We start from the raw sequence: 19,829 nt of genomic DNA, 5'->3' as shown, positions 1-19,829 counted from the left end.
CGCATCCCTATAGGTTCACAACACCCATGATGATGAGGAAGACGGCGACGATATAGCCGCCGATGAGCGTGACCCGCGTGCTGTTTTCGCGCGCCGCCGCAAAGACTCGACCCGCAGCTGAGTCTGGGTGGGCGCGCACCACGGCGATGAAAAGCCCGCACACCACCGGCAGGGACAGCGCCAGGGTGGCGTACCACAAGAGGCCGCCGTATTGGGCGGCGAGCGATAGATCCTGGGTGGCCAAGAACATGAGGCCGAAATAAAACGGCACGGAGGTCAGCGATTGGACCACGCCCATCACGAAGCCGATCAGCACGGTGGTGATGGAAGGCGTGCGCAGCGGCTGCAGCATGCGCCCGATCAGGGCGTTGGGTTTGCCCTGGGAGTGCCAGGCGGCGAAGGCTAGGGCGATGCCGACGATAATGAGGATGCCGCCGGCAATCGGTGACTCCAAGATGGCCGCGATCTGTTCGCGCACGCCCAAAAGGACGAACATGACCACGGCCGCGGCGGCGAGAACTCCCAGCCAGTCGCCCAGGATGACCAGGCCTGCGATCCAGCGGTACTTCCCGCGCGGGAGCATGATGCCGATGGCCACGAGGATGCCAATGAGCAAGGCATTGACCGAATCCAAGAGGGCGAAACTTACCGCGTGAATCATGCGCGATAGTCTACCTATCCTTCGCGCCACCCTGTGCTCTCTGGCCGCGCGTGGGTTATAGGTCACATTAAAGAGCTACTATGCCTATCTGCACCTTATTTTGCACCATTTCCGCAAGATTGCATAGACTATGCAAGGTTTTAGAAGCAGTGCCCACACCTCTCACGCATAAAGGAGCTCACCATGTCCAGATTCCTCTACCGGCTGGGAAGCTGGTCCTACCGCACGGTATGGCCCTTCCTCGCCTTCTGGATCATCGTCTTGATGGCGATGGTCGGCCTCACCGCCGGCTTTGCCAAAACCCCGAACCCCAACTTCGCCATGCCGGAGATGGACTCCACCACTACTCAAGAAGAGATGATGGAGCACTTCGATCAAGATACCGACGCCATGAGTGCCCCAGAGGGCACCGTGGTCATCCAGGCCCCTGCAGGCAAGGAGCTGAGCGATGCTGCCGTTGCCGGGGACATCGACAAGCTGCTCCAAGATCTCAAGGACACCGGTGCGCTGAAGAACGAGGATGAGTTGGTCAGCCCGGTCCTCGCCGCCGCTGGCATGGAAAAGCAAATGGGCGAGCAGATGCGGGCCCAAGGCATACCCGAAGAGCAGGTTGCGAAGAACCTGCAGCAGCTTTCCCCGCTGAGCGAGGATAAGACCACCGGCACCGTCACCATCGCCTTCGATGCCGCTGATGTCATGGACATCAACGATGACGATATGGCTGCGGTAACGGATGTCCTGCACGAGCATGACGGCGAAGGCCTCTCCGTTAAGTACCAGGGCAATGCCTTTGCGATGGCCGAGGCTGGCATGAATGGCAGCGCCGAACTTATCGGCATGGTGGTTGCCGCCATCGTATTGCTGGTGACCTTCGGCTCCTTCGTAGCTGCCGGCATGCCGCTGATTTCCGCCGTCATCGGCGTGGGCATCGGCATCCTCGGCGTGCAGCTGGCCACCATCTTTACCGATACCGTCTCCGATATGACCCCGACGTTGGCCTCAATGATCGGCCTGGCCGTGGGCATCGACTATGCCCTATTCATTGTCAACCGCTTCCGCAATGAGCTCATCACCTCCTCTGGCCTGAATAACCTGACGCCCAAGGAACTGGCCAAGGAGCTGAAGAAGATGGATAAGGGCACCCGCGCCCACGCCATGGGCATGGCACTGGGCACCGCCGGCGGCTCCGTTGTCTTTGCCGGTACCACCGTGGTCATCGCGCTGGCGGCCCTGACCATTATCGGCATCCCATTCCTGTCCACCATGGCCATCGCCGCCGCGGGCACCGTGGTCATCGCCGTGCTTGTGGCCAATACCTTTATCCCCGCCGTGCTGGGCCTGCTGGGCACCAAGATCTTCGCCGGGCGCGTACCCGGCCCCAAGGTTCCAGACCCTGAGGACGAGAAGCCCACCATGGGTCTGCGCTGGGTCCGCCGCGTGCGCGCCCACCCGTGGCTGCACCTGGGCGTGGGCGTTATCGTGCTGGCCATCCTGGCCATCCCGTTTGCGAATATGCGCCTGGCCATGCCTACCGATGGCTCCGCTCAACCCGGCACCCCGCAGCGCGAGGCCTACGAGATGTCCGAGGAGGCCTTTGGTCCAGGCCGCAATGCCCCGATGATCGCCTTCGTGAATGTGGAAGACGTCTCCGAACAAGACCGCATGCCGGCCCTCCAGGATCTGCTCCACAAGTTCAATGACACCGAAGGCGTAGACAACGCCCAAATCGTCCAAACCACGGATAACGGCGATGCCGCCCAGATCATGATTACGCCGACGACAGGTGCGACCGATGAGGAAACCGCCGAGACCTTGGAACGCCTGCGCGAGTACCAAGGCGAGTTTTCTAAGGACGGCGGCTCCTACGGCATTACCGGCATCACCCCGATCTTCGACGATATTTCTGAGCGCCTGAGTAGCGTGCTCGTGCCGTACGTGGCCATCATTTTGGGCCTTGCCTTCATCGTCTTGATGCTGGTCTTCCGCTCCATTTGGGTCCCGCTCATTGCCGCCGCGGGCTACGGGCTGTCCGTGGCCGCCACCTTCGGCATTACCGTTGGCATCTGGCAAGAGGGCAAGTTCGGCCTCGTCAACGACCCGCAGCCGCTTCTATCCTTCCTGCCCATCATGCTCATCGGCCTGACCTTTGGCCTGGCCATGGACTACCAGGTCTTCTTGGTCACCCGCATGCGCGAGGGCTACGTCAGCGGTAAGACCGCCGCCAACGCGACCTCGAATGGCTTTAAGCACGGCGCTCGTGTGGTCACGGCCGCAGCGCTCATCATGATTTCGGTCTTCGCAGCCTTCATCTTGATGGACGAGCCATTCATCAAGACCATGGGCTTTGCCCTGGCTATGGGCGTGCTTATCGATGCCTTCGTTATCCGCATGATGGTCATCCCCGCCACCATGTTCCTCCTAGGAGACAAGGCGTGGTGGTTTCCCAAGTGGTTGAATAAGATCGTGCCTAATATGGATATCGAGGGCGAAGCCCTGCACAAGGAGCGCGAGGCGCTCCTAGGCTTTCAACACGACAAGGTAGGAAAGGTTCATCGTGACTAGTTTGCGCGAATCCAAGAAGCGAGCAACGCGCCAGGCCATGTCCGATGCCGCGGCCCGCCTCGCCTTGGACAGCGGCGCTGAGGCGGTCACGGTCTCAGGTATCACCAGCGCCGTCGGGGTCTCCCCGCGCACGTTCCACAATTATTTTTCTTCGGTGGCGGATTCCCTCTTGCACTACACCGCGGATGTCCTCGAGGCATTCGCAGAAGACATTCCCACCGCATTTCCCGGCGAGCCCATCTCTTCGGTCTTGGAATTAACGCTCATTGATGCCCTCGACAACGAATACATGGAGCTGCGCTCGCTGCACAGCCTGTTCAAAATCGGCGAAGCGATGGAAAACCTCAGCCACACCGCCGAGGAAAAGAAGAAATTCGATAGCGTCACCCACAGGATCATCGCTGCTTTTCAAGAGCGCTACCCCGAATATTCGACCTTCGAGCTCACCGTCATCTTGAACGCGTGCGGCAGCACCGGCAATGCCTGCCAGCAAGAGCTGAAAAGGCGCTGCGAAATGGGCAAGGCGCCCAGCAAACGGGAACGCGATGAGCTGGTCCACCACGCCTTTGCCACCCTGCGCGGCCTCGTATGAGGTTTCAGTATCCTCGTAGGTAATTATGGATACTTCAAATTCGCTTGCCCAGGCCACCCGCGATGCCTGCTTTATTCAGGCGGGCCTTGACGCCGCCTTCCGGGCCCGCCTGGGTGATACCACCGACGTGGAGTTTAATTTCCTCACCCCCTCGACGGATGCCGAGGGGCGCCTTAGCCACAATCAGCCCGTGGAAATCCGCTGCAGCTCGTCCTCCAGCGTCAAAGACTTCCGGGGCACGCGCATCGCCATCATCGATCGCGCCGCCTCGCCCACCTGGCGGTGGGCGATGCAAGCGGAAACCGATCTGCCACAGGGCGAGGATAACCCGGCGAAGTTTATCCCCCTCGCCCGCCTCCTGGCTGGCAATGCCCCGGTGCTGCGGGCACGGCAAGGCGATCACGAGGCGATCATCGCCGTGGATTTTCATCCGCGCCTCGACTTTCCCACCAGCATTGCAGCAGGCATTCGCCGCAGCGCGCCGGACATTGATGAGCAGCGCGCGGTGCACGAACTCGCCCACCACTTGGGCATTACGCTCGCAGAGACTGGCGCGGACTCCGCTGCGGAGTCTGCCGAGCATTATTCCGATGGAACGACGCTGCATTTTTCTAGCGCAGTGGGCGCGCCGCAGATCACCGCCATCGAGCCGGGCATGAAGGATACCCGCATTATCGAGGATGCTTTCTATTACGGCATGGAGCACCAGCTGTATTTCCAGGGCAATTTCCCGGAGGCCACGGTTCACCTCAACGCGGACGCGGCCACGGCGGAGATTCGCTACTCTGGCGGCAAGGCCGAGGCCACGGCGGTACTCATCGCCACCATTTCGGAGGATCAATTCCTGTGGTCTTGGGCCGATCCCGCGGTCAAGGACACCGCGGCCGCGCACTCGGCCGCCAACCTGTACCGCTTCGGCATCGATCACCAAGTACCGGCGCTAATCCGGCCCGCGCTACCCTTGGACTACGCGCGTACCCGGCAGGTACCCCAGCTTGCCCTGCCCATCCTGGGCATGTGGACTTTGGTGGGCACCACGCTTGCCGATGGCCGCGTCGGCCTCGTCCTCCTCGATTCCGAAGCGCTGCATTTGCCCCAGCCCACGTCCGCGGCCACGGAAGCAACGCTGGCGGCTACCCCACCCCGAGAGTTCAATGAGGCGCAGGCTCGATCGGCCTACGCCTCCTTTCGCGGGATTAACCTTTAGCTAATACGCCGCGGATGGCGTCTACATCCACCTCCGCGACGCTTGCGGGGTTAAAGGCCGCGTCATTGGATTTATCTACCAATACCGCGCGCACGCCATCGGAAAAGTCATCGCGGCGATACATATAAGCGCCCAGTTTCTTTTCCAGCTCGAGGGCATCGCGAATGCTCGAGCACTGCGCCTCTGCCCGGTAGAGCTCCAGCGCGGCCACGATGGAGGTCGGGCAGGCCTGCGCGGTGAGCTTATCCACCAGCTCCTTCAGCTCCGGGTATTCCTTAGCGGCCGCGGTGATGTCCTGCCAGGAATCGTGGCGGAAGCTGGCCTCGATCCCCTCGATGAGCTCTGCAAGCGGGGCCTCATCTTCTGGCTGCACGGAGTGCTGTTCCAGCGCGGCATCAATGCCCTTATCAATGACGTCGCTGGCAAACGCATCGCCGTCTTTTACGTAGTCAGTGGCCAGCCCGCTCCACACGAGGTCTGCGGCGTACATGCGGTAGCCGGTAATACCCCAGAACTTTGCGAGCTCTGGCGAGGCCTTACCGCGCGTGCCCACCGCGTTTTGGGAGGCATAGGCCATGCCCACATCCGTGACATAGCCAATATTCATCTCCGGCATGGAGGCGAAGGTCTTGTCCGTGACCACGCAGTGCGAGCCGTGCGCGGAGACACCAAGGCCGCCACCCATAGCGATGCCATCCACCAGCGCGATGACCGGCTTAGGGTATTCCGCGATATCCCCGTTGAGGGTGTACTCCGAGGCGAAGAAGTCATCGACCTCGTCGTACTTGCCGTCGACGATGCCATCGCGAGCCATGCGGACATCGCCACCCGCGCAATAGGCCTTGGGATTGGTAGAGGTCAAAAGGACCTGCTCTACCTCGTCATCACCCCGCCACTTATCCAAGGCAGCGGCGATGAGATCGATCATTTCTGGGCTGAGAGAGTTGAGAGCCTTTGGGCGGTTGAGCTCAATGACTCCGGTATGGTTGCGGATTGAGGACACGATAGGTGCATCATTAGTCATATCCTCTATTGTGACACACAACTCATGTACCTAGCTACCGTTTGCGACTTCACAGATAGGTCTTAATTTTGCTTCCACAGCTTATCGCCCTAGACATGGACGGCACCCTGCTCGATGGAAACGGCGACTTGCCGCCAGGATTCGCGGCGACCAGCCAGCGCGCAACCGAGCTCGGCGTCACCCTCGTTCCGGCATCTGGGCGCCAGCTCGCCACCCTGCAACAGATGTTTCCTCATGAGGAGACCTTTATTGCAGAAAATGGCTCCGTGGTCGTGCACAATAACGAGCTGCTGAGCACCACCCCTTTGCCATCGGCAGCCGTCCGCGCTGCGGTAGCGGCGCTCGACGCGGTGGCCAAACCCCACACCGTGGTGTTGTGCACGCCGGCTACGGCGTTTGTGGAAAGGGGCATCGACAGCCAGGCCTCCGCCGAGATCTCCAAGTACTATAAATCCATCAGCTGGGTGGATGACCTGCACGATCTGCTCGATGAGGAGATCATCAAAATCGCCGCCTTCTGCGCCGATGGCAGCGAAAGGCACCTCCACGATCCGCTGCGCGAGGCCGTGCCTGAGCACAATATCGCGGTATCTGGGGCAGTGTGGCTCGATGTCATGGCGGCCGGGGTAAATAAGGGCGTGGCGCTAGAAACCATGGCGTCGCTACTGGATATCCCCCAATCCCGCACCGCGGCGTTTGGAGACTTCCTCAACGATTTCGAACTCCTCCAAGCCGCCGGAACCGCCATTGCCATGGACAATGCGCATCCTAAGCTCAAGGCGATTGCCGATACCATCGCCCCGCCCAATACCGAGTATGGGGTGCTGACAGTGCTGAATCAGCTTTTTGACAGCCAACAGGATTAGACTTTCTTTTTTCACCATCTATCCGCCAAAACATTGCCAATTTCCCGCGCCACGCCGTGCTCTCTACTTTGGGTAATGGCGCTTCTCGCGGTCTAAAATTGGCCGACTAGTACATTTTCGTAGTGCAATGGGAGTTCACGTGAATCGTTTTCTGCGCTCGCTGCTGGGGAAGAAAGATTCCGAGCGTAATGAGGCCACGCCGCCCACGACGCGGCAATCAGATGGGCCTACAGGTGATTCCTCCACTGGGGCTTCCACGCCTAATTCCGGTATCCCTACCGGGCCGGATCCACATGCCCGCAATAATCACGAGGCGCGCACGGAACACCAGCCGCCCACCTCGAATGCACAGGATGGCACTAAATCCTCGCACGCACAGCCCACGGATCCCACCCGTGGGTTCGCTCGCCAATCCCGCCAGGTGGGTAACCCCACGCCTCAAGACAAGAAGCCTTCTCGAAACCAGGGTGCACAGACCCCCAAATCCGCTGCGGCCAAAGGCTCTGCCCAAGACAAGCAGAATAATTCTGCCCAGAAGAAAACCGGAGCAAAGCCACACCAGCAGGTAAAACCGGCCACGCCCAAGAAACCACAGAAACCGCAGCAACCAGCCGCCGAAACGAAGGAATTTCCCGCCAGCCCCTCCGGCACTTCCCGCGCGTCCGGGACCTCTGGCGCTTCCCGAACTTCTACTCCCGCCGGTTCCAAAAATTCTTCCCGCTCCAATAACTCCGCTGGCACTCCTCGGCCTTCCGACGCCAATCGGTCCACCGGCACCGGCACCGCGAAGCCTTCCGACGATGCGAAGAACTCCGCGCAGGGAACCACGGAATTTCCCGCCCAGCAGTCGTGGCCTGCCCAAAGGCCAGAGCAGCGCAAGCCTGAACAGCGCAAACCTGAGCAAGGCAAAGCCGAGCAGCGTAAGACAGAGCCGCGCAAGCCGGAGCAGCGTAAGCCAGAGCAGCACACATCTGGGCAGCAACAACCTGTTCAGCGCGAGCAGGAGCAGCGCCAGCAAGAGCAGCGTCAGCAGGAACAGCGCCCGCCAGAACAGCGTAAGTCTGCACCGCACCAACCGGAGCAGCAGGCATCCGGATCCGGGCGTCCGCAAGCAGAGCAGCGCAAGCCTGCGCACAAGCCTGCCTCTGCGCAAGAGCAAGAATCAGGGATTCCTGCTGGAGAAAAGGCCGCCGCAATGGGGGCTTCTCAACCACAGCGCATTCCTGCCGAACAGACCGCACGGGAGCACCAGACCGCGGCCGTTCAGGCTGGCCAGCAGTCTTCTCCGCACGAGACACAAGACGCCAATAAATCGAAATATCCCTTGCAGAACCAGCAGAACGACTCCGAAGTACTCGCAGTCCCGCCAGAGGATAAAAACGTGCGCAAGAAGCGGCACGCGCGGCTGCGCCAAGTCAAGGGCCTTGACGGCCTGCGCGGCCTCGCCGTTATTGCCGTGGTCTTATACCACTTCTTCGGCGATGCCCTACCCGGCGGTTACCTGGGCGTGGACATGTTCTTCGTCCTCTCCGGCTTCCTTATTACCTCGCTCCTCGTGCGCGAGTACCGCACGTCCGGAACGATTAGCCTGAAGGACTTTTGGGTGCGCCGCTTTAGGCGCATCTTGCCCGCCGCCGTCGCCGTACTCGTTTTCTGTACCGCAATCGTCGCGTGGATTGGCGGCGATTTGGCCGTCGGCCTGCGCCAGCAATTCTTCGGCACCCTGTTCTTTGTCAATAACTGGACGCAGATTGCTACTTCGCAGTCCTATTTTGCCGATAACGAAGTACAGGTCTTTGCCCACTACTGGTCGCTCGCGGTTGAAGAGCAGTTCTACCTCATCTGGCCGCTGCTCATCCTGGTTATCTTCCGCGCCTCGTCGCGCCAGCCGCGCCGCCTTCCGGTCGTGGTCGCCAGCGTGCTGGGCTTGGCCTCCTTTGCGGCCATGTGGTTCATCTTCACTCCAGGCGAAGACCCCACCCGCGTCTACTACGGCACGGATACCCACGCATTCGGCTTGTTGACCGGCGCGGTCCTCTCCTTGTTGATGACCTCTACGAAGTCCGATCCCCACGCGGATTCCTGGGCCACCTCCGGCAAGGTAGAAACCCGCGCCGCCGGCATCATCGGCTTCTTGGCGCTTATCGGCTACGTAGCGCAGCTATTTCTCATGCCTGACGATGCCGAATTTACCTACCGCGGCGGCCTTTTCCTCACCAGCATCCTTGGTGCCCTCATGGTGTGGGGCGTCATCCACGAGTACGGCCCAATGACGCCGCTGTTTAGGACGAAGGTCATGCGCTGGTTCGGTCAGCGTTCCTTCTCGCTATACCTGTGGCACTGGCCGGTCATCATGATCTTGGAGGCGCTATTCCACGGCAATCAGAATTCTGAGAACACCTGGATTCTGGTCATTGTCGCCGTCCCCATCTCCCTAATCCTTTCGGAGATTTCTTATCAGTTCATCGAGAACCCATTCCGCCGCGGCGGGTACAAGAAGACATGGAAGAACTACTGGGCTGCGCGCCCAAGCTTCAGCGAGCTCAAGGACGGCTTTGGCAAGGCCATGTGGCCAGTGGTCCCGTTGTTGGTTGTCGCTTCTTTGGTTGGCGTTGTCTACGGCGTGGTCAACTCCAACGATAAGACGGAATTGGAGCAGCAGCTCGACCAGCTCCAGCAGCAAAACCAGAATAATAATCCTGTCCCGCCAGAGGCGGCCGCACCCTCCACGCCGCCTGCCGAAGACAAGGAAGACGACGCAAAGAAAGAGGACGATACTAAGACCCGTCCGATGCCACAGGGCACGAATATCACCGCAATCGGTGACTCGGTAATGCTGGCGGCCAGCGATGCCTTAAGCCAACGCTTCCCCGACATTTATATCGATGCCGAAGAATCCCGCCACTACGCGTCAGGTATCCAAATCCTCCAACAGATGAAGAACGCCGGCACGCTGCGCGATACCGTCTTCTTGGGCTTTGGTACCAACGGCGCCGCCCAGCCGAACCAAATCAGCCAGGCCATGGATATCATCGGCGAGGATCACACCGTGGTCATGGTGGTTCCCTATGGCGACCGCGAGTGGATGGCGCAGTCCCAGAAGGACGTCATTGACGCCGCCAAGGAGTACGACAACGCCTATATCGCGGACTGGTGTGGCTATGCCAAAAACAATCCGGAGATGCTCTACTCCGATGGCGTGCACCCGCTTCCCGAAGGCGCCAGCGGCTACTCCGATGCCTTCTATAACGCCCTGAAGCAATACTCCAAATACGACAAGAGCGTCTCCTCGCAATGCCAGGCTTAGCGAGGGCCGCGGCGGCAGGCAGCTAAACCAACTCGGCCAGCCTCCTGCCTCGACCCTGGCCCCAGCCCCGGCGCCAGCCCCGGCCTCGGCTCCAGCGCGCCCTTCACGCTCACGGGGTCCGTTCTCACGAGCGGGTACCCCGCTCCCTGTGAGCGCGAAGGGCGGGTTCGCAAAGCGCGGGGCTGTAGGACCTGGCTCTTAAGGTGGGCACACAAATAAAGACCGCACTCATGCTTCACATGAGTGCGGTCTTTGGTTTTAAGCGGCGAGATTAGTCGACGGCGAACTCGCCCATCTTGTCCCAACCGGTGCGGCCGTCGATGTGGACATTGATGATGTCTGGGGTCTCTACGAGGTACTTGGGGAATTCGTCGCAGGCGCGCTTGAAGTGCTCGCCCTGAACGTGCTCTACGTCCTTGCCATCAGCGTAGGACTCGAGCAGCAGGAAGCGCTGAGAGTCTTCCGGATCGCGGTACCACTTGAAGTCGATGCAGCCAGGCTCTGCGTTGCAAGCCTCGGTGTACCAGTTGATCTCATCAAGGAAGGTATCGGCGTATTCAGGCTTTACGTGGAACTGAACGTTAATCAAAATCATGCCCCCGATTCTACCAATGATGTGTCCACTACGTCATGGCTGCTCTGCCATGCGCGCGGGCCTCGGAAGAATCGGGGGCAGGTTCCGCGGAAGCTAAGAACTAGTTGAGGAAGTACTCCGCGATGTAGATGAACTCGCCGTCGAAGGCGGTGGCGACGCCATAACCGTACTCAGGTCCAGGGGTCACCTCGAGGCCCCGGTTAAACCAGTTGAGGCGCTCTTGAGCTTGTTCTTCGGACAGACGGTAAACGTTGCCCTGCCCTTCCTCGGTGTGGGTAACGCCGCTTGCGACGTCACCGTAGTACGTAAGCTTACCGTTTGCGCCCTGGTTTGCCCATTCCTGCGCGATGGCGGCAGCGTTCTCATCTGGGTGGTGACCGGCCTGAGCCAAGTGGTCCGCGGTGGCTGCCCGCAAGTCAGCGGCAACCTGTGGAGCCTCGGGCGCCTGTGCCTCAGGGGCGGCTTCAGCCGTGGCCGCTTCTTCCGCGGCCACCTCCGGCTCGGCATCGGGTGCAGCTTGGAGGAAGCTGGGCAAAGTAACGTTGTACTTTTCAGCAAGGGTGGACACCTGCTGTACCTGCGGGGCCGCGGTGAGCTCCGCAGAAGCCGCTGCCGTGGTACCGGACAGGGCGAGTACGGTGGTCAGGACTGCTGCGGTGGCGCTTCGAATCGGCTTCATGTTTTTCAGCTTGTCATAACTTTTCAGAGGGCGAAAGGTTATCACCGGATACGTTCCACTTCGATATGGCTTTGTTATATAAACGGCACCCTGTGTGATCTGAGCTACTACGCGGGAGGTAAGAGGCCACAAGAAGCCTAATAACCTAATAAATACCTACATCGAGTTCATCGAATTGCCGCTGCAGTTCTTCCGAGTCAATGGAACGCGCAACGTCGGGCCCGGCGATGGCCGCAAAACCATCGAGGACAGAGGTCCCGTAATTATGGCCCACACCGTCGGGAACATCCTTAGCCCCAGGCAGGTCTGCGGCAACTTGCAGGTAGGTAATGATGGGCATCCACTGCATCACGCGCTCACGGGAATAAGGGGTATCTTCCTTCATCCAATCAGGCTCTTTGAAGGCCAATTCGGGCGACCACCAGCTCACCGGATCGGATGGGTGCTGGATATACAACATGCGGGTCCTGCCCCACTCTTCTTCCGGCACGCGTCCCCAGCGGCGGACCTGGTCCACGTCGTTGGCAAAGCGGACCACGAGGCCGCCGGCGTAGACCGGCGAGATTTCCGTGGACCCGGGATCGCGGCGCTCCACAAACTGCGAGCGCAACCGGTTAAAGTGCGGCGGGCCAGTCAATAAGATGCCATCGACGGAATTGGCGATATCGCGCACGCCGGAAAAGGCGGCCTCGATGCCGGTGGTGCCCAAGGATTCGCCATAGAGGTAGAGCTTGGGCCGGTCATCTTCCGGCAAGGAATTCCACCAGTCCACGATGGGGTTGATGAATTCTTCCCCGGCGCGCTCTACTTGGCTACCGCCGCCAAAGAAGTGAAAGACGGACGGCATGGCGGAATACTGTGCGGCGGCGATGGCGGTATCCCCGCCATAGAGCAATTCGAAGGCTTGCGCGGAATAGGACGATACCCAGCCGGTGCCGGTGGTCATGGTCAGCAGGAGGGCCTTGCGGTCTTGGGCGTGGGTGCGCTCGAGTTCATCGATAAGCAGCTGCGCCCGCCCCTCATTGGAGTCGCGGTTGCCCAGGCCGGCGTAGGCACGGATGGGCTCCTTGGCGGGTTTGCCGGTCACCTGCTCTAGCTCGTCCTTATTCGCACCGGAGCTTAGGAAGCGGGAGCCTTGCAAGCCCACGCCGTCCCAGTCGACATCGGAAGTAGGCGATCCGGAGCGCTCGCTGAGGGTGGGGCGCTGGGTGTCCGGATCGGGGTCGGCGTTTTGGGCGGTAAATACCCTATCGCCCAAGCTCACGATAGCACCGGGAATGATGTTTTCAACGGTGTAGATGGCAATCACCGCAACGATTAATACCGCCCCCAGGCGGCGGTAGGTGGAGCGAAACCGCTGCGGGAAGCGCCGCGCCAACCAGCGGACCAAAAAGATAATGGAGCGCAGGATCAGCAGGAAGAGGGTAAATACCGCCAGCGCCAAGGGCACCACCAGCAGGTAGCTGGACATGGATGGCGCGGGCACGGAATATACGCTCGCGAGCTCACGCTGCCAGCGCACGGCGATAATAACGAAACCGACCAGCCAGGCGATGAACGCACCTGTGGCGATGCGCGCGAGCAATCGGTAGCGCTTTGGCTCCCAAGCGGAGGCGGCAAGCCAGGGATACTTATCTGCCCATTTGCTCACGACGAAGCGGTACCACACCAGCTTCACGCCGATGCCCACCACGTAGCCGAAACCAGCTGCAAGGCCCGAAATCAGGCCTTGATAGGGCCAATCGCGGGGCAAAATAGACGGAGTAAGGCCCAGGGTAGACAGAATGGCGGCGCCGATAACGCCCCACGGATCGAGGTGGCGGACGATATCGGCGATGCGAGCTTCTACTGCTCGAGCTTCTCCCCTAACTCCAGCCATTCCATCTCCAAATCCTCATAGGCGCTGCGGTTGTCCTTTAATTCCGTATCAAGCCGGGTCATCGCTTCGGTATCGACTTCTTCTGCCGCCGCGGCCAATTTCTCATTGATCTGCGCAGCGGATTTCTCCAGCTTCTGCATCTTCCGCTCAAGCGCATTCATCTTCTTGGTGATTTCGCGCTCTTGCTGGGAAGAAAGCTTCTTTTCCGGCTTCGGCGCCGGTGCACCCGTCTTCTTTTCTCCCAGGTTTATAACCCCAGTGTTCTTGCCGGCCTCGATTTCTTCGCGCTTGCGCAGGTACTCGTCGATGCCGCCGGGAAGGTTCGTCAGGTTGCCATCGCCAAAGAGCGCGTACGTATTATCCGCAATGCGCTCGATGAGGTAGCGATCGTGCGAGATGACCACCAGGGTACCCGGCCAGGAATCGAGCAGGGACTCCAGTTCCTGGAGGGTATCGATATCCAGATCGTTGGTGGGCTCATCGAGGAGCAAAACATTGGGTTCTGCCATAAGAACGCGGGTGAGCTGGAGGCGGCGGCGCTCGCCACCGGACAAATCACCGACCGGGGTGCGTTGGCGCTTGGCGGAAAAGCCAAGACGCTCGGCCAGCTGGGAGGCGCTGAGTTCCTTCTTGCCTAGCTGCACGTAGGTGGCAACGTCCTCGACGGCATCGAGAAGCCGACGCTGCGGATCCAAGTCATCGAGTTCCTGGCGCAGCCAGCCCAAGCGCACGGTTTGGCCCTCGATGCGCTTTCCGGCCGCGAGCTCGTATTCGCCGGCGAGCGTGCGCAGCAGCGTGGTCTTTCCGGAGCCATTCACGCCAACGAGGCCAATGCGCTCGCCCGGGGCTAGGCGCCAGGTGAGGTGATCGACCAAGGTGCGGCCATCCGGGGACTTCACGGTGGCATCTTCTAGCTCGATGACCACGCGGCCCTGGCGCTGCTTGGAAAAGGACATGAGCTCGACCTTGTTGCGCGGCTCGGGGACATCCGAAATAAGCGCTTCAGCAGCCTCAATCCGGTAGCGCGGTTTGGAAGTACGGGCCGGCGCCCCGCGACGCAGCCACGCCAATTCCTTGCGGGCCAAGTTTTTGCGGCGTTGCTCCATCGCATCGGCCTGGCGGGCGCGCTCGGCGCGGGCAAACGTCCAGTCGTTGTAGCCGCCCTCGTATGCATCGACGGTGCCGTCGTGTACCTCCCACGTCCAGGTGGCAATGGTATCGAGGAACCAGCGATCGTGGGTGACCACGATGACGGCGAGGTTGCGCTTGAGCAGGTGATCCGCCAGCCACTGCACGCCTTCCACGTCAAGGTGGTTCGTCGGCTCATCGAGCACCACGAGATCTAAATCCTGCACCAGCGCGGCGGCAAGGTTCACGCGGCGGCGCTCGCCACCGGACAGGGAGCTCACGGGAGTATTCAGCCCCAAGTCCACGATGCCGAGGCCGCCGAGCACGTCGCGCACCTTGGCATTGGAGGCCCATTCGTAGGTCTCGAGCTCGAGGGGCTCAATGATCGCCTGGGCGATGGTGAGATCCTCGGGCAGATCAAAGCGCTGCGTCACCACGGCCATGCGCAGATCCGAGGTATGGGAGACGCGGCCAGAATCTGGCGGCTCGATGCCGGTGAGCACCTCCAGCAGGGTGGTCTTGCCTCCGCCGTTGACGCCCACGATGCCGATGCGGTCCCCGGTTTGTACGCCGAGGGATACCCCATCAAGGAGAGTTTTTAAGCCATAGGATTTGGTGACTTGCTCGAGGTTAATCAGGTTTGCCATAACAGGGACTCATCTTAATACCTCCCCACCGCTACCCCCGCATTCCCAAACATCTTGCTACCGAAATTCACTTGCAATACCCTGCGCATGTATGAAGAAGCACACACTTACCCTCTGCACTATCCTCTCTGCCACAGCTCTCACCATCGCTGCCTGCTCGGCACCTGAAGAAGACACCGACGCCCAAAGCACCAGCGAATCCACCACCACCGAAAGCCACGAACACGACCATGACCACGATCATGATCACGAGGGCCACTCCCACGACGGCATGGAAGCCGAAGAAGGACAGACCGAGGTAGCCCAGCTTCCCACCCGCATCGTCTTCTCCCACGCTGATGGCCTGACCACCTACGATGCCAAATCCGGCGATATCCTCGATGAAGAAAAGATGAACGCCTTCCTTCGCCTTAACGATGCCGGCAATGACCGCCACGTCATGGTGACCAAGGGCGATAACTTCCTTACCTACGATACCGGCCGTATCACCAAGGAACACGGCGACCACAACCACTACTACACCGCGGATCCGAAGCTGGGCGATGACAAGATTAAGGCGCCCCACGCCGGCCACGTGGTCCACCATGATGGTTTTACCGCCCTGTTTTCTGATGGCGATGGCGTAGCCAAGATTTATAAGACCGAGGACATCGGTTCCAAGGACGCCAAGCCCGTCAACACCGTCAAGACGGGCGAGGGTCACCACGGCGTGGCCGTCCCGCTTGAGGATAGCTCCGTGGTCATCACCAAGGGCACCGAGGACGAGCGCCACACCATCCAGCACCTGGATAAGGACGGCAAGGTCCTGGATGAGACCACCGAATGCCCCGGCGTTCACGGCGAAGCGGCCGCTGGAAACGGCAAGCTCTTCTTCGGCTGCGAAGACGGCCCCGTAGTCTTTGACGGCTCCAAGTTCCACAAGGTAGACGTCTCCGATTACGCCGGCGCCGAAGGCTACCAGCGCTCCGGAAACGCCGCGGGTTCTGAGGAATCAAACGTCATCTTGGCCGATAATAAGACCGACAAGGACGCCGAGCACGAGCGCCCCACCTCCGTGACGCTGATCAATACCGAGGACTATTCCGCCAAGAAGGTGGACTTGGACGGTTCCTACTGGTTCCGCTCGCTGGCGCGCGGCCCAATGGGCGAGGCACTGGTGCTGACCACCGACGGCAAGCTCAACATCATCGATCCAGACTCCGGGGAAATCACCAAGCAGATCGACGCGATTTCCAAGTGGAAGGAAAACGAGGAGTGGCAGCAGCCTGGCCCGATCCTGAAGGCCGCCAATGGCTATGCCTACATTACGGACGCGCAGAAGAAGGAGCTCGTCGTCATCGACCTCTTGCGCGGTAAGGAAACCGACCGCTACGAGCTGGACTTTGAACCCACCGAAATGGCAGTGCTCTAAATATCCAGCGCTCTAGCGCTTGTGCTTGGCGATGCCCCCTCCATCCCCATCGCCCTAAGCTAGAGCACTTCCGCACCCGCAGCCGGGCCCTGGGCGACAACGCCCTTGGTGCCCGGTATTTCTATGCTGACCTGTGCTGCAACTTCCTCCGCATCTTCCTGCGAAGCGCATAAGAAGGCGCAGGTAGGCCCGCTGCCGGAGACGATGCCATTGAGCGCGCCCGCATCCATGCCCGCCTCCAAGGTCTTGCGGAGATCTGGGCGCAGCGATAGCGCGGCGGGTTGCAGATCATTGTGCAGGTGCGCCGCCACGCGGTGGGCATCGCCGGAAATAAGTGCCTGGGATATCTCCGTCGTATCAAGCGCCGGCGCGCTAACCCGCCCCGCATCGCGCAATTCATCGAGCTTGCGGAACACGCTAGGTGTCGATAGGCCACGATCGGAGGCGATCAGCGCCCAGTGATAGGTGCCCCTGGTCATCATGGAGGTCAACTGCTCCCCGCGCCCGGTGCCTAGCGCCGTTCCTCCCAGCAGGGTAAACGGTACATCAGAGCCAAGGGCAGCACCCAAAGCATCCAGAATGTGATCTCCAACCGAATCGATACCGTAATAACGGCCGTAACAGCGCTCGGCAAGGCGCAGCGCCGCCGCGGCATCCGCGGAACCACCCGCCATGCCGCCGGCGGTGGGAATCGCCTTGTGGATCTCGAGTCCGACCTCCGGAATCTTGATGCCCCCGCGGGTGACATACAAGTGCTGCATGATGCGGTCCACCGCGGTCCAGGCCAAGTTCGTGTCATCCTCCGGCACGCCCGTAGCGTGCGGACCGGACACCTTGAGGTACTGCACGCGGGGCTTATCCACTTCGGCGTTGCCTAAGTCAGTCAGCGTTACCGTATCGTGCAGGCTCAAAGACTGAAAGACCGTGACCAGCTCGTGAAAGCCATCCTCCCGCGGCTCGGCCACGCCAAGGTGCACATTGACCTTGGCGTGCGCATGCGCGGTATAGGTAATCGGCTCGTTTCCGTGCGATGCGCTCACTGTAGTCCTGCCAATCGTACAAAGTCTGCAACAGCGAGCTTCTCACCGCGCTGCTTCGGATCGATTCCGGCCGCGCGCAAGGCCTCCTCGGCGGCTACGCCGGAGCCGTAGTGGCCCGATAGCGCGGCGCGGAGGGTTTTGCGGCGTTGGGCAAAGGCGGCATCGACAAGCGGCCAGACCGCAGCGCGCGCGGCATCGTCAACCGGCCAAGGCGGGGTATCGAAGACATCGATGCGCACCAAGCCGGAGGCGATATTGGGCGCGGGCCAAAAGACATTCTTGCCAATGGTCCCAGCCTGGCTGACCGTGCCATAAAATCCAGCCTTTACGGAAGGCACGCCGTAAATCTTGCTGCCGGGCGCCGCGGCGAGGCGCTGCGCTACCTCTAGCTGCACCATGACGAGCACCCGGCGGATGGAGGGAAATGTCTCCAAAAAGTGCAGGAGCACCGGCACCGCCACGTTATAAGGCAGGTTGGCCACCAGCGCCGTAGGTGCAGCGACATCTTCGCTGGTCACGCGCAGCGCGTCCTTTTCCACCACGCGCAGGCGCTTAGCGTAGTCCTCCGCGCGCTCGCCCACCGTTTCCGGCAGCTGCGCGGCCAAGCGCGGATCGATCTCCACCGCGGTGAGATCCTGGACGGTCTCCACCAACCCGAGGGTCAGCGACCCCAACCCAGGGCCGACCTCCACGACGTGGTCTGTGGGGTCCAGGTCCGCCGCCGCGATGATGCGGCGGATGGTATTGGGGTCGTGGAGAAAATTCTGCCCCAACTTCTTGGTGGGCGTGATATCCAGTTTCTCCGCTAAAGCTCGGATTTCTACTGGGCCTAAAAACGCGGCGCCCGGGGAATCAGTCATGTTTTCTAACCTAGTAGAAGAATGCAGAAAGTCGCACCCCGCGTCGTGGTGACGCGGAATGCGGTGACGCGAGGTGCGGTGCAGAATGCGCGGTGCGGCGCGTGCTTTTTAGCGCAGTCCCAACTTGGCGGTACATGCAGGCCATGCGCCCCAACCCTGGGCGGCCTGCACCTTTTGTGCCACGGCAATTTGTTGCTCGCGGGTGGCCTGCCAAGCCTCAGGGGCGTATTCGGTACCGCCGAGACCAGCCCAGGTGGACGGCGCGAACTGCAGGCCCCCGGAGAAACCATTGCCGGTATTAATGGACCAGTTACCGTTGGACTCACACTGCGCGATGGCATCCCATACGGAGCCATCAGCCACGGCAGGGGCAGCCGCGCCCGAGTTACCGCCTTGCGGTTCCGGATCCGCCTGCTTGGTGCCGCGGGCGATGGTCGCAGGCTTTGGCCCTACAACGACCTCATCCTTGATGACCTCTTCGGATTCCTTCTTGCCGTTTTTCAGGACCACCTTGCGGGTGATCTCTCGCTTGCCCTTTTCGCCCTGCTCGCGCACCTCTTCGGCGCCTGCTTCCAGCTCAGGGTCATCCACGAAATGCGGCTCGGCGTCGAATTCCTCGGTGACATCCTCGGTCTGAATGTCTATCCGCTCCACCTTGATAGACATGCCCTCGGTGACCTTTTCTTCCTTGGCTGGGAAGACGCGGTCCTCCTCGTCAAGCTTGATACCGCGCTCCTTGAGTACATCGCCCACGGTCTTGGCGGCAATCTTGGTGTAGGTATTCTTGCCACCATCGTTAATCTTGATGATCTTCGGGGAGACGACCTCTAGATCCATGCCATCTTTTAGCTGAGCATCCTTATCCACGTCATCCTCGCCAGACTTCACGGCAGCTCCTGGGTTTACACCCTGCAGGTTATTGAGCAGATCAGACACGGTGAGATCGGTAGTAGAAAGCTGCTGTTGTTCACCATCGATGGATACGGCAACCGGCTTGGCGGTGCGCACGGAGATCTCATCACCATCGGCCACGGACTCAGACGGTGCGGGCGAGACGATATCCTCTTCACCCACCTGGACGCCGGCGGCCTGCAGGGCACCGTCCACGTCCTTGGCAAAGGTAGCCAGCTCAACCTTGTCACCGTTGACGTCTACGACAAGGTCTTTCTGCGCGGCAACCGCCACAACACCGCCGACAGCGAGGGTGCTCAAGACGCCACCCGTTGCCAGGCGCAGCGGCAGGGAACGTGAATTATTAATGCGCTTAATGTGGTGAGGTGCCATGTGTAGTTAATCTCCGGTGGTGCTGTCTATCCAGTATCACAATTGTTGCCGCTGGCCTAGGGGAAACCAGCGGCGGTACCGCGACTG

15 protein-coding genes are annotated in these 19,829 nt (G+C 60.6%); 6 read left to right on the top strand and 9 right to left on the bottom strand.

Translation table 11 applies throughout. From position 1 onward, the window contains the following. Positions 1-7: 7 nt before the first annotated feature. Positions 8-661 carry a hypothetical protein gene (locus HMPREF1261_RS10130; protein WP_023030880.1) on the bottom strand — a complete coding sequence of 218 codons (654 nt, stop codon included), beginning with the start codon at positions 659-661 and terminating at the stop codon, positions 8-10. A 183-nt stretch (positions 662-844) separates the two neighbouring features. Here HMPREF1261_RS10130 and HMPREF1261_RS10125 point away from each other — a divergent pair, with 183 nt between their 5' ends. From HMPREF1261_RS10125 to HMPREF1261_RS10115, 3 genes are read left to right on the top strand one after another with little or no spacing between them, the layout of a single operon-like run. Beyond that, positions 845-3,223, top strand: a complete 2,379-nt coding sequence (locus tag HMPREF1261_RS10125; RefSeq protein ID WP_023030879.1) for an MMPL family transporter — start codon at positions 845-847, stop codon at positions 3,221-3,223. Beyond that, entirely contained in the window at positions 3,216-3,815 is a 600-nt protein-coding gene (locus HMPREF1261_RS10120; RefSeq protein WP_023030878.1) for a TetR/AcrR family transcriptional regulator, read from the top strand. The genes HMPREF1261_RS10125 and HMPREF1261_RS10120 overlap by 8 nt, the downstream gene beginning before the upstream one ends. A gap of 25 nt (positions 3,816-3,840) precedes the next feature. Further along, the gene (locus HMPREF1261_RS10115) at positions 3,841-5,022 is read left to right on the top strand and encodes a DUF6882 domain-containing protein (RefSeq protein ID WP_023030877.1); all 1,182 of its coding nucleotides are present in this window, start codon (positions 3,841-3,843) and stop codon (positions 5,020-5,022) included. Here HMPREF1261_RS10115 and HMPREF1261_RS10110 read toward each other — a convergent pair. Further along, entirely contained in the window at positions 5,012-6,046 is a 1,035-nt protein-coding gene (locus HMPREF1261_RS10110) for a 3-hydroxyisobutyryl-CoA hydrolase (protein WP_023028560.1), read from the bottom strand. The two genes, HMPREF1261_RS10115 and HMPREF1261_RS10110, sit on opposite strands and share 11 nt — an antisense overlap. A 68-nt stretch (positions 6,047-6,114) precedes the next feature. On the opposite strand from HMPREF1261_RS10110, the gene HMPREF1261_RS10105 reads away from it, so the two are divergent. Continuing rightward, positions 6,115-6,912 (top strand): Cof-type HAD-IIB family hydrolase, encoded by a 798-nt coding sequence (locus HMPREF1261_RS10105; RefSeq protein WP_023030876.1) that lies wholly within the window; start codon positions 6,115-6,117, stop codon positions 6,910-6,912. Positions 6,913-7,051: 139 nt separating this feature from the next. Then, on the top strand, positions 7,052-10,219 hold the full coding sequence (locus HMPREF1261_RS10100) for an acyltransferase family protein (protein WP_023030875.1): 3,168 nt from the start codon (positions 7,052-7,054) through the stop codon (positions 10,217-10,219). Positions 10,220-10,490: 271 nt separating this feature from the next. Here the strand turns inward: HMPREF1261_RS10100 and HMPREF1261_RS10095 are convergent, their stop codons facing one another. The 4 genes from HMPREF1261_RS10095 to HMPREF1261_RS10080 form a co-directional block, all read right to left on the bottom strand. After that, positions 10,491-10,814, bottom strand: coding sequence for a putative quinol monooxygenase (locus HMPREF1261_RS10095; protein WP_005279956.1), 324 nt, complete (start codon positions 10,812-10,814; stop codon positions 10,491-10,493). Positions 10,815-10,914: 100 nt separating this feature from the next. After that, on the bottom strand, positions 10,915-11,493 hold the full coding sequence (locus HMPREF1261_RS10090) for a hypothetical protein (protein WP_023028557.1): 579 nt from the start codon (positions 11,491-11,493) through the stop codon (positions 10,915-10,917). Between the two features lie 145 nt (positions 11,494-11,638). Next, positions 11,639-13,372 (bottom strand): alpha/beta-hydrolase family protein, encoded by a 1,734-nt coding sequence (locus tag HMPREF1261_RS10085; RefSeq protein ID WP_023030874.1) that lies wholly within the window; start codon positions 13,370-13,372, stop codon positions 11,639-11,641. Next, positions 13,339-15,147: an ABC-F family ATP-binding cassette domain-containing protein gene (locus tag HMPREF1261_RS10080; RefSeq protein WP_023030873.1), complete on the bottom strand. Its 1,809-nt coding sequence runs from the start codon at positions 15,145-15,147 to the stop codon at positions 13,339-13,341. Before HMPREF1261_RS10080 ends, HMPREF1261_RS10085 begins: the two co-directional genes overlap by 34 nt. A gap of 91 nt (positions 15,148-15,238) precedes the next feature. Here HMPREF1261_RS10080 and HMPREF1261_RS10075 point away from each other — a divergent pair, with 91 nt between their 5' ends. Beyond that, on the top strand, positions 15,239-16,558 hold the full coding sequence (locus HMPREF1261_RS10075) for a hypothetical protein (protein ID WP_023030872.1): 1,320 nt from the start codon (positions 15,239-15,241) through the stop codon (positions 16,556-16,558). A 59-nt stretch (positions 16,559-16,617) separates the two neighbouring features. Here the strand turns inward: HMPREF1261_RS10075 and HMPREF1261_RS10070 are convergent, their stop codons facing one another. The 3 genes from HMPREF1261_RS10070 to HMPREF1261_RS10060 form a co-directional block, all read right to left on the bottom strand. Next, on the bottom strand, positions 16,618-17,598 hold the full coding sequence (locus HMPREF1261_RS10070) for a 4-(cytidine 5'-diphospho)-2-C-methyl-D-erythritol kinase (RefSeq protein WP_023030871.1): 981 nt from the start codon (positions 17,596-17,598) through the stop codon (positions 16,618-16,620). Further along, positions 17,595-18,458, bottom strand: a complete 864-nt coding sequence (gene rsmA, locus HMPREF1261_RS10065) for a 16S rRNA (adenine(1518)-N(6)/adenine(1519)-N(6))-dimethyltransferase RsmA (RefSeq protein ID WP_023030870.1) — start codon at positions 18,456-18,458, stop codon at positions 17,595-17,597. The genes HMPREF1261_RS10070 and rsmA overlap by 4 nt, the downstream gene beginning before the upstream one ends. A gap of 108 nt (positions 18,459-18,566) precedes the next feature. After that, entirely contained in the window at positions 18,567-19,742 is a 1,176-nt protein-coding gene (locus HMPREF1261_RS10060) for a resuscitation-promoting factor (protein WP_023030869.1), read from the bottom strand. Positions 19,743-19,829: the final 87 nt, after the last annotated feature.

Source organism: Corynebacterium sp. KPL1818 (assembly GCF_000478135.1).
In the GTDB taxonomy this organism is placed as follows: Bacteria; Actinomycetota; Actinomycetes; order Mycobacteriales; family Mycobacteriaceae; genus Corynebacterium; species Corynebacterium accolens.
The sequence above is the reverse complement of the archived record's forward strand: the minus strand, read 5'-3'. Positions and strand labels throughout refer to the sequence as shown.

Excerpts from the sequence above, each read along its gene's own strand:
- HMPREF1261_RS10130 (WP_023030880.1), bottom strand. The coding sequence starts at position 661 with ATGATTCACGCGGTAAGTTTCGCCCTCTTGGATTCGGTCAATGCCTTG.
- HMPREF1261_RS10125 (WP_023030879.1), top strand. The coding sequence starts at position 845 with ATGTCCAGATTCCTCTACCGGCTGGGAAGCTGGTCCTACCGCACGGTA.
- HMPREF1261_RS10115 (WP_023030877.1), top strand. The coding sequence starts at position 3,841 with ATGGATACTTCAAATTCGCTTGCCCAGGCCACCCGCGATGCCTGCTTT.
- HMPREF1261_RS10110 (WP_023028560.1), bottom strand. The coding sequence starts at position 6,046 with ATGACTAATGATGCACCTATCGTGTCCTCAATCCGCAACCATACCGGA.
- HMPREF1261_RS10095 (WP_005279956.1), bottom strand. The coding sequence starts at position 10,814 with ATGATTTTGATTAACGTTCAGTTCCACGTAAAGCCTGAATACGCCGAT.
- HMPREF1261_RS10090 (WP_023028557.1), bottom strand. The coding sequence starts at position 11,493 with ATGAAGCCGATTCGAAGCGCCACCGCAGCAGTCCTGACCACCGTACTC.
- HMPREF1261_RS10085 (WP_023030874.1), bottom strand. The coding sequence starts at position 13,372 with ATGGCTGGAGTTAGGGGAGAAGCTCGAGCAGTAGAAGCTCGCATCGCC.
- HMPREF1261_RS10080 (WP_023030873.1), bottom strand. The coding sequence starts at position 15,147 with ATGGCAAACCTGATTAACCTCGAGCAAGTCACCAAATCCTATGGCTTA.
- HMPREF1261_RS10075 (WP_023030872.1), top strand. The coding sequence starts at position 15,239 with ATGAAGAAGCACACACTTACCCTCTGCACTATCCTCTCTGCCACAGCT.
- rsmA (WP_023030870.1), bottom strand. The coding sequence starts at position 18,458 with ATGACTGATTCCCCGGGCGCCGCGTTTTTAGGCCCAGTAGAAATCCGA.
- HMPREF1261_RS10060 (WP_023030869.1), bottom strand. The coding sequence starts at position 19,742 with ATGGCACCTCACCACATTAAGCGCATTAATAATTCACGTTCCCTGCCG.